The sequence below is a fragment of the Actinoplanes sp. NPDC026619 genome (assembly GCF_040638295.1).
Classification (GTDB): domain Bacteria; phylum Actinomycetota; class Actinomycetes; order Mycobacteriales; family Micromonosporaceae; genus Actinoplanes.
On record NZ_JBEZYA010000031.1, the window covers coordinates 101,313 to 110,592 of the forward strand.

Genomic DNA, 9,280 nt, shown 5'->3' on the forward strand with positions numbered 1-9,280 from the left:
ATGGCCATCACCCGCCGGGGCCGGCCGGGCGTGGCCGTCTTCGCGCTGCCCTCCGCCGTACTCGTGCTGCTGTTCTTTCTCGTACCCTTCCTGGCCAACGCGGTCTTCGCGTTCGTGCGATGGACCGGCTACACCGACACCCTCAGCTGGGCCGGGCTGAGCAACTTCACGTTGCTCGGCCGGCTCGGCATCCTCGGCCACGCGATCCGGATCACGGTGATCTACGCGGTCATCACGATGGCCGTGCAGAACGGGGTGGGGCTGGCCCTGGCCACCGCGCTCGAGAGGACCAACCGGGTCAACACCGTCTTCCGGTCGATCTTCTTCGTCCCGGTGCTGATGTCGCCGCTCGCCGCCGGTTACATCTGGTCGGCCGTGCTCAGCCCGGACGGCCCGGCCAACGACTTCCTCAGCGCGGTGCTACCCGGCTCGATCCACTACGCCTACCTCGGGCACGGCGTCTCCGCGCTGGTCACGGTCGCCTGCATCGACGCCTGGAAGTGGAGCGGGCTGGCCACCCTCGTCTACATCGCCGGGCTCAACCGGATCCCGGCGCAGCTGACCGAGGCCGCCCGGATCGACGGCGCCGGCCCCTGGCGCCGCTTCTGGTCGGTCAAGTTCCCGCTGCTCGCGCCGGCCGTGACGTTCAACGTGGTGATCACGCTGGTCGGCGCGTTCAGCGCGCTCGACGCCGTGTTTGCCACCACCGGTGGTGGCCCCGGCGACGCCACCACCCTGCTCAACGTGGCGCTCTACCTGCAGTACGGGCAAAGCTACTTCGGGCAGGCCAGCGCGCTCGGTCTGGTGGTCACGCTGCTGGTGGTGCTCACCGCCGTACCGCTGATCACCTGGCTCCGCCGCCGGGAGGTGCCGATGTGATGGCCGCCGCCCGCCGCTACGTCCTGTTGTCACTGTTCGCGATTCCGTGGATCGTGCTGCCGCTCTGGCTCCTGGTGGTCAACTCGGTCAAGACCGAGGGCGACGCCTCGCTCCTCTCGATCGGGCTGCCGGCGCACTTCAACGGCGGCGCGAACTACGCCACCGTCCTGCACCAGGGCCGGTATCTCGTCGGCCTCGGCAACAGTCTGCTGATGGCGGTGCCGAGCATCGTCATCGTCCTGCTGCTCGGCTCGATGGCGGCCTGGGCCTACGCCCGATCGCCGCGCCGATCGCTGCGTGTCACCTACTACGTCTCGGTGCTCTCGGTCGTGCTGCCCCCGGCGATCATCCCGACCGTCTACACCCTCACCCAGCTCGGCCTCAACGGGTCCCGCGCCGGTTACCTGCTGACCATCGTCGGCACTCGCCTCGGCATGGTCATTTTCCTGTGTACGGGCTTCGTGCGCTCCCTGCCGACCGACTGGGAGGAGGCCGCTCAGCTCGACGGGGCCGGCCGCTGGCAGGTGTACCGGCGCATCGTGCTCCCGCTGCTGTCACCCGCCCTGTTCACCGGCGCCGTCCTGCTGGTGATCAACGTGTGGAACGACTTCTTCTTCGCCCTGTTCCTGCTCCAGGGGCCGGGCCGGGTCACCCTCCCGCTGACGCTCTACCAGTTCGCGTCGTCCTCCGCGTACGGCCTGCGCTGGAACCTGGTCTTCGCCCACGTGATCCTGACCAGCCTGCCACTGCTGGTCGCCTACGTCATCCTGCAGCGCCGGGTGCTGGCCGGCCTGACCGAGGGCGGCACGACCGGTTGACCCTTTCGACGAGAGGACCTTCGATGCGACTAGGACCGCCGTCCGGCATGGACCCGGAGCAGGCCGCGCTGATCGACCGGATCATCGGCCGGCGCGGACCGCTGAACGGGCCGTTCAGCGTGCTGATGCACAGCCCACAACTCTGCGACCGGGCCGAATTGCTGTCGTCGTTCTGCCTCTACGAATCGTCCCTCCCGCCACGGCTGCGCGAGCTGGCCCTGCTGGTCACGGCCCGCCACCACGGCGCCGCCCACTCGTGGCTCGCCCACGTCGGCAAGGCGGCCGAGGCCGGGGTGGACGCCGGCGCGCTGCGGCGCCTGGCCGGCGGTCTGCCGCCTGATTTCCCGGCGGCGGACGAGGCGTCGCTCTACCTGTTCGCCACCGAGCTGCTGACACGGCACACCGTCACCGACGAGACGTACGCCGCCGCGCGTGCGCTGTTCGGCGAACAGGGCCTGGTCGAGCTCGTCGCCGCGCTCGGCACTTTCGCCATGCTGGCGATGGTGCTCAACGCCTTCGAGGTGGACCTGCTGCCCGGCGCCGAGCCGCCGTTCTCCGTCCCGGACGCCGACCCGCCGAAACAACTCGCCCATCTGCTGCCGGCCTTGTGGCGTGGCGTCTACGACGCGACCAAGGGCTCGGAGGAGATGCCGGCCATGGAGTCGCAGGTGCAGATCCTGCGCAAGCTGGTGTCCGGCGGTGAGCTGTCGCCGGCCCGGCTGGCCGAGGAGCTGCGGCTGGCCCGGCCGACCGTCAGCAACTCCCTGCGCGCGCTGGTGACCGACGGGCTGGTGGAGCGGGAACGATCGGCGGCCGACGGCCGCTCGGTGGTGCTCCGGGCGACCGAGCATGGAAAGGACGTGCTCTACACGTTCCGGCAGGGCCGCGCGGATGTGCTCGCCGAGGTGCTCGGCGAGCTGTCCGCCGACGACCAGGAACGGCTGGTGGCCGCGCTGCCGTCGCTCGACCGCCTGCTGGATCGGCTGGAGGCCCGCGCCGACGCGGAATGGAACAGCCGGCGCGGGCCGGTGGCCGTGCCGCGGCACGGCCACCAACCGGATCAGCGCCGATCAGGACAGCGTGATGGCGTCCAGTTCGGCGTAGCCGGTTCCGCCGGCGAAGTACGGTGAGCCCTTCGCCAGCCGGATCGTGTTCCAGCCGGCGTTGAGGTTCACCGTGGTGCTGACCGAGGCGCCGAACGATCCCCACGCGCTGGTGGCCGGGTAGGTCACCGTCGACCAGGCGCTGCCGTTGGCGGCGAGGCCCTGGGTGGCGTTCGCGCCGGTGCCGTTGGCGTAGCCGATGCTCATCGTGTAGGCGCGGGTCTGCGGCACGTTGACCAGGAAGTCGACGAACGAGGCGCTGCGCATGTCCGCCGTCCCGTCGATCTGGCCGACGTAACCGCCGCTGGACGCCGACGCCGAGGAGAACCGGTTGGCGTTGACCACCGTGGCGTTCTCCGCCTCGTAACGCTGCTGCCAGGTGGGCACGCCGCTGACCGGGGTGACGAGCAACTGGTAGGAATCCAGGGCGTTCATGCTGTTGACCGCCACGCTGATGCTGCCGCTGACCACGTTGTAGGTGCCCGACGTGACGGCGATCGGCGCGCTCTGGTTGGTGGTGCGCCCGGTGGTGCCGCTGCGGGTCAGCGTCACCCGGACCTGGGTGCCCAGAGCCGCGAGCCCGTTGACCTTGACGGTGTTGTTGCCGCTGTCGCCGCCGAGCACCACGTTGACGATCTTGCGGGTGCTGTCGTACGCCGCGACCCCCTCCAGCCACGAGCCGGGGACCGTCTGCACGATGTTGCCGGCCATGTCGCCGTACCACTTGTAGGGCCAGTACGACGAGGTCGGCGCGTTGTTGTAGAGCAGGCCGTTGAGCGTGCCCGCCTCGTACCAGTAGGCGCGTTCGGCGTCGCGGATGCCGTGCCGCTCGAAGACGGCCATGTAGTGGACCGCGACGCTCGGGATGTCCACCTGCGACGGTGAGGCGTACTCGTTGATCGAGATCGGCCGCGGGGAGACGCCCAGCGAGGTCTCGATCGCCCGGTAGTCGGCGACGTGGGCCTGCACGTTGAGGTAGCTGTCGTTGTCGAGCTCGTGCCACACGATCACGTCGGGCAGCGTGCCGGTGTTCTTGGCGTTGGTCAGGAAGTCGACCATCCAGCTGTGGTTGTAGATCGAGTGGCTCGGCCCGACGATCGGGGTCACCGCGTCGAGCGAGCGGATCAGCTGGTAGGTGCGGGTCCACCCGGCGGTGAAGGACCCGGCCGACGCGGTGTTCCACGTCCAGTCCGGCTCGTTCCACAACTCGTAACCGTCGACGTTGGTCGTCGTGGTGGCGGCCAGGCGCGCCTGCACCATGGTGCGCACCTTGGACTCCCAGTCGGCCCAGCTCACCCACTTGTACGGGAAGTTCGGGTAGATGTCGGGCAGGCGGTAGAACTGCTGGGCGCCGCCGCTGGTCACCTTGCCGGCCACCTGCAGGCCGTCGCAGCACGGCTGGGTGGCGCCGTTGCCGAGCTGCTGACCGCCGGGCGGCGGCTGGGTCAGGTGGTTCAGGCGCAGCGGGTACATCATGCTCAGCGGTGGATTGTTCCCGGTGTTCACGGCGTAGAGCCCGCCGGACGCCACGTGGGTGACCGGCCGGACCGTGGTGCCGACGTTGACGGTGAGGGTGTTCCCGGCCGCGTGGGCCGGTGCGGACAGCGTGCTGGTGGCGAGAACGGTGAGGACGGTCAGGGCCGCCGCGGACACGGCGGTTCTTCGGGTGCGCACAACATCACCTCGGGGGTAGTGACGGCAGCGCCTCCGATGTCGCTAGGGGAGGTCGGACCCGCGGGTCGTCGGGGCGGATGGGGGAGGCCACCGCCGAGACCGATCATCAAAGGCATGAAGGAAAACGATTGCCTTGACGCTAGGGAGCGTTGCGTACGCATGTCAAGAGCTTGACTGCGGTCAATGAGCGGGTAGCGGTCGGAGAGGGAAACAAATCAGGAAACGCGTTCGGCCGATACCGCCGTCGCGGAACTCGAGGACGGCTCGGCGGCCAGCCGGTCGATCTCGAGCCACATGGCCTCGTCCGACCAGTAGCCGGTGTGCCGGCGCATCGGTGGCATCGGCTCCCCGGCGACGTACCAGGCGGAGCCCGGGTCCGGCAGCGGGACGTCGACACCGGCCCGCCCGACCGGGCCGCCGATGTAGTCGGTCGGGTAGGAGAAGTTGCGCCACTCCCGCAGGCGGTCCAGGACCTCGCCGTGGACGTAGGCGGGAAACGCCCACCCGTACAGCTTCCTCAGGGGTGAACCGAACGTGACCAGCGCGGGCTGGCCAGCCGGTTGCTGGACCAGGGCCAGCGCGGCCAGCACGCTGCCCTGGCTGTGCGAGACGACGACCACCCGGCTGCCGCTGTCGTTCAGCCACCGGATGCGGCGCTGCAGGTCGGGCACCGCGCGTTCGGTGTAACAGGGCGGCGCGAACGGGTGGAACGAGCGCGGCCAGAACGTGCCCACGTCCCACAGCACGCCCAGCCACCGGCGGGCGTCCGGGCGGCCCCAGCCCCACCTCAGCAGCGCGACTCCGGCTACCGGGATCAGCCCGGCAATCGTGACGGCCAGGTCGTCGCCGAACGTCGGCAACGGGTTGCGCAGGGCGCCGATATCGGCCTGGATGCCGGCGAGAACCACGGCGGCGATCGCCACGAAGCCGACCAGCAGATAGCGCACGTCGGGGGCGAAGCCGGCCAGCTTCCGGCCGCGTGCGACGGCCCGGACCCACCGCATCCGGCGCCGGCGTTCCCCGTCACAGATGCCGTCGATCGGCAGCGCGTTGCACCGCCAGGCGTCCCAGGGCGGCGGCGGGGCCGGGGTCGCGGCCGCCCGGCCGGCGTACTCGCCCAGGACCGCCCCCGTGCTCCGCCCCGCCAGGGCGTAGCGGATCAGTTCGACCAGCAGGAACACGATGCCCACCGCGATCGGCGCCAGGGTCAGCCACGGAACCTGATCACGTAACGCGGCGAAGACCGCGTCCTTCGGCAGGCCGAGCGATTTCGCCGCGGTGACCAGGCAGCCCAGGCCGGCGACGTTCACGCTGAGCAGGCCGAGCACGGCCACGATCAGGGGCGCCGCCGGCCAGGTGGGAGGGGTGCGCGGGGCCTTCGTGCCGGGCGCGCCGCGCCGGATTCCCGCCCACCGCAGCAGCGCGATCGTGGCCAGGACCGGCAACCGTGCCATGACCAGGGCGACGATCAGCCAGAACGTCTCGACCGCAATGGCGTGCATGTGCTCGGCATTCGGACGGAGGGGGTCCTTCACCGGGTTCGAGTGCCAGGCGAGCACGGCGGCGGTGCAGGCCAGCGTTGCGGCCGCGACGACCAGCGGCCGGATGGCGCGTTCCCCGCCGGCCTCGGCCGCGAGCAGCACGATCGAGCAGGCGAGCACCGTGCCCGCGGCGATCTCCAGGCCGGGGCCGAGCATGCCGCCGGACAGCCAGGCCAGCGCGAGGGCCAGCCAGGCCAGTCCGGCGCCGACGTGCAGGAGCCCGAGCCGGCGGACGGTGTCCGCGCCGTTGAAGAACTGCGGGTCGGCGACGCCGTCCGGCCGGGCCGCGGCGCTGCCCCGGTAACGCCGGCGGTCCGGATCGACCGGGGTGACCTCTTCGTAGCGATGCCGGGCCTGCCGCGACAGCAGCCACAGCACGAGGAGGACCGCGGCGGCGACGGTCGCACCGACCACCACTCGAGGTCCCGTTTCCAGCCCGCCGATCGGGGCCCGGACGATCCTTTCCCACTCGGCGCCGGCTTCTCGGCCGGGCGGTTCCCGTACTGGAAGGCCCACAGGTCGATGGCGGTCAGCGCGGCGATCAGCAGCAGGTTGAGCGTGATGCCCAGCGCCGCCAACCGGCCGCAGGCCCGGTGCGCCGCGAACGCCCACCGGTCCGCCCGGGTCCGGGCCGAGCAGGTCCAGCCGGCCAGGTTCGCCAGCATGAACGGGAACAGCAGCACCCAGAGCGCCCGGGCGCTGCTGCGCGAGGTCATCCCACCCCAGCAGTACGCCTCCACCCGCCGCCCCCGCTGCTCGGCGTCGGCCGCGTAGAACCCGGCGATCCGATCTCCCCAGATCTGCCGGTGGGCCGTCGTTCCGAGCAGCGCGTCCGGTCCCGCCCCACCCACGCCGTGCACCCGTAGCTCGGTGATCCGGGACGACGCCGGCATCTCGCTCTACCTGACCCGGTTGCGGTGCCTGGCCGCCTGGGCGTTGAACGCCTTGAGCGGCAGCGGGTCGGCATAGGTGGTCGGTGTGCCGTGCGAGTCCTGGAATTTGTCGAGATAGAAGTAGCGCTCCCGGCCCAGCGGAGGGAGGTCGTGATCGCCGTCGGTGCCCCGGGTGTTCCACCAGGCGAGCCCCCAGAACGGCCAGCCGAGTTCGGCCTCGCTCCAGGTGTCGAGCTCCGTGCAGATGCCGTTGATCCAGCCGGCCCGGCCCCGGCCCGCCGGGTCGGACGGGATGCCGATCGCGCCCAGTTCGGCGATGATGCGCGGCCGATGGTCGCGGGGGCCGTGGCGGTAGCCTTTGAGCCCCGACAGGAAAGCCACCGGATCCTTGTATTCGGTGGCCGCGTGCTTTCCGGAGCGATCCCAGGAGTTCATGTACATGTCGATCGCGTACAGATCGCTGAACGCCGGACCGGGATCGTACTGGCCGTAGTCGTGATGGCCTTTGTTCTGGTCCTCGATCCACTGCAGCGTGAGGATCGGCCCGGCCTTCACCCTCTTCCGTTTGTCCGCGGGCAGATCCACGATGCAGGAATTCCACCAGGCCCGGTAGTTGTCGAGATACTCGCCCGGATTCTGTTTGAAGTGGCGCTCCGGTTCGTGCTGGTCGGTCAGCAGCAGCAGGCGCACCCAGTCCGGCATTGCGGCGATGCGCCGGTGCATCTCCCGGAACTTGCTGCTGTCGCCGTTGATGTTGCTTGACAGGAAGGGCACCACGCCGTTGTCCCGGCAGTAGGTGAGTCGCTTGTCATCCCACTCCGGAGGCAGTCCGTCGGAGTCCGGGAAGATTCGCATGAAACCGTTGAGCGGAATGACTTCCGGACCGTAGTGGTCGTTGTCGAGCTCGCCTTTCTTCATCGTCGCGCCGATCCAGTAGGACCACGCCGAGTTGGCGTTGCCCGGAATTTCCTCAGCCGCCAGGGCCGTGCTGATCTGCACGGGAACCACCTCCGCGGTGAGTAGACACCGCTCGAACCAATGCGGGCCGCGTTTGTCCGGCGTGGCCCACTTTCGTGTTGACCTTCACGCTGTCCGGCCTGCCGCACCGGCGCGCGACGCGATCATCGACATATGTCTGGAATTCGGCTGGCGGCTCTGGTAATGACCATCGGACTCGGCGGGGCGGTGCCGGCGCAGGCGAAACCGCCGCCGGCCTCGTGGGCGCAGGACGGCTTCGGGCCCGGAAACACGAGTTACAACCCGACCGAGTCGGTCATCAACGCCGGCTCGATCGGGCGCCTGAAGCTCCGCTGGACCGTCGCATCGGCGCCCGGGGCGCCGGGCTGCCGCCCCGACCCGCTCGCCCCGCTGGCCGTTGACGACCGGGTCTTCCGGCGTGACGCGAGCGGCGTCGCCGGCTACGACGCGGCGAGTGGCAAACAGCTGTGGCGCAACGCCTCCGCCGGCACCGCCGCGGCCCTGATCGCCGCCGGCAACCTGATCCTGGTCTTCGACGGCGGTTGCTATTCGGCCAGCTCCTACGGCAGTTCGGTGACGGCCCTCGACGCCGGCACCGGCGCCCGGCGATGGACCCGCAGCGGCGGCTGGACCATCGACACGGCGGTTGCCGACGCCGGCACCGTGGTGACCTCCGGCTACTGCGGCACGTGCGAGGACGCCCAGCACGGAGTCAACGCCTACCGGCTCACCGACGGCGCGCTGCTGTGGTCGCGACCCGGCCAGGTGCTCGCCGGCCCGGTCTCCGCGGGCGGCCTCGTCCTGCTGCGCGAGACCACCGGTGGCGCGGAGACCTGGGCCAGCCGCATCAGCACCGGGAAGCCGCTGTGGGGAACGAGCCGGTCGTCCAGTGTCAGCGCCGCGAGCCCGGACGGCACCCGGTTCTACATCCGGGACGACGACAGTCTCTGCGCCCGGCTCGTCGGCAACGGCAAGCCACTGTGGAAGATCCCGAAGGAGACCGGCGATCTCGCCGCCGACGACCGTTACGTCTACGTCGCTTCGGCCGGCCGGATGAACACCTACGACGCGAAGAACGGCCGGCTCGTCTGGACGCGTGCCCTGGCGAGCCCGCGTGAACCCGTACGCGCCGGGGGTCTGCTTTATGTCCTTTACGGCAAGGGCAGCCTCGCGGTTCTCACCCCGGCCGACGGCCGGCCGGTGGCGGCCAAGGCGACGTACAGCGGCCTCAGCGAGCACGTCGTCCCGGCCGGTGGCCGGCTCCTGATCAGCGGCGAATCGTCCCTCCGCGCGTACGCGCCCTAGAGCGCATCTGACGGATCATGGTCGGCTCCGGTCGGGTTTCGCGCGTAGCCAGATCATGATTGAGGCGATGGTTACCGTTGCTTCGTAAC

8 protein-coding genes are annotated in these 9,280 nt (G+C 70.3%); 5 read left to right on the forward strand and 3 right to left on the reverse strand.

Annotation, left to right across the window (positions count from 1 at the left end; all coding sequences use genetic code 11):
- From AB0E90_RS43030 to AB0E90_RS43040, 3 genes are read left to right on the forward strand one after another with little or no spacing between them, the layout of a single operon-like run.
- On the forward strand, positions 1-879 hold the full coding sequence (locus AB0E90_RS43030; RefSeq protein WP_360418111.1) for a sugar ABC transporter permease: 879 nt from the start codon (positions 1-3) through the stop codon (positions 877-879).
- The gene (locus AB0E90_RS43035; protein ID WP_360418112.1) at positions 879-1,697 is read left to right on the forward strand and encodes a carbohydrate ABC transporter permease; all 819 of its coding nucleotides are present in this window, start codon (positions 879-881) and stop codon (positions 1,695-1,697) included. The genes AB0E90_RS43030 and AB0E90_RS43035 overlap by 1 nt, the downstream gene beginning before the upstream one ends.
- 23 nt (positions 1,698-1,720) lie before the next feature.
- Entirely contained in the window at positions 1,721-2,827 is a 1,107-nt protein-coding gene (locus AB0E90_RS43040) for a MarR family transcriptional regulator (protein WP_360418113.1), read from the forward strand.
- Here AB0E90_RS43040 and AB0E90_RS43045 read toward each other — a convergent pair.
- Positions 2,768-4,474 carry a CBM35 domain-containing protein gene (locus AB0E90_RS43045; RefSeq protein WP_360418114.1) on the reverse strand — a complete coding sequence of 569 codons (1,707 nt, stop codon included), beginning with the start codon at positions 4,472-4,474 and terminating at the stop codon, positions 2,768-2,770. The two genes, AB0E90_RS43040 and AB0E90_RS43045, sit on opposite strands and share 60 nt — an antisense overlap.
- Before the next feature lie 215 nt (positions 4,475-4,689).
- Positions 4,690-6,432, reverse strand: a complete 1,743-nt coding sequence (locus AB0E90_RS43050; protein ID WP_360418115.1) for a hypothetical protein — start codon at positions 6,430-6,432, stop codon at positions 4,690-4,692.
- Positions 6,433-6,537: 105 nt separating this feature from the next.
- On the opposite strand from AB0E90_RS43050, the gene AB0E90_RS43055 reads away from it, so the two are divergent.
- Complete coding sequence (locus AB0E90_RS43055; RefSeq protein ID WP_360418116.1) at positions 6,538-6,789, forward strand: hypothetical protein; 252 nt, start codon at positions 6,538-6,540, stop codon at positions 6,787-6,789.
- Between the two features lie 125 nt (positions 6,790-6,914).
- On the opposite strand, the gene AB0E90_RS43060 is transcribed toward AB0E90_RS43055, so the two are convergent.
- Complete coding sequence (locus AB0E90_RS43060; protein ID WP_360418117.1) at positions 6,915-7,907, reverse strand: hypothetical protein; 993 nt, start codon at positions 7,905-7,907, stop codon at positions 6,915-6,917.
- A gap of 132 nt (positions 7,908-8,039) precedes the next feature.
- Here AB0E90_RS43060 and AB0E90_RS43065 point away from each other — a divergent pair, with 132 nt between their 5' ends.
- Complete coding sequence (locus AB0E90_RS43065) at positions 8,040-9,191, forward strand: PQQ-binding-like beta-propeller repeat protein (protein ID WP_360418118.1); 1,152 nt, start codon at positions 8,040-8,042, stop codon at positions 9,189-9,191.
- The last annotated feature ends 89 nt before the right edge of the window (positions 9,192-9,280 follow it).

Excerpts from the sequence above, each read along its gene's own strand:
- AB0E90_RS43030 (WP_360418111.1), top strand. The coding sequence starts at position 1 with ATGGCCATCACCCGCCGGGGCCGGCCGGGCGTGGCCGTCTTCGCGCTG.
- AB0E90_RS43035 (WP_360418112.1), top strand. The coding sequence starts at position 879 with ATGGCCGCCGCCCGCCGCTACGTCCTGTTGTCACTGTTCGCGATTCCG.
- AB0E90_RS43040 (WP_360418113.1), top strand. The coding sequence starts at position 1,721 with ATGCGACTAGGACCGCCGTCCGGCATGGACCCGGAGCAGGCCGCGCTG.
- AB0E90_RS43055 (WP_360418116.1), top strand. The coding sequence starts at position 6,538 with ATGGCGGTCAGCGCGGCGATCAGCAGCAGGTTGAGCGTGATGCCCAGC.
- AB0E90_RS43065 (WP_360418118.1), top strand. The coding sequence starts at position 8,040 with ATGTCTGGAATTCGGCTGGCGGCTCTGGTAATGACCATCGGACTCGGC.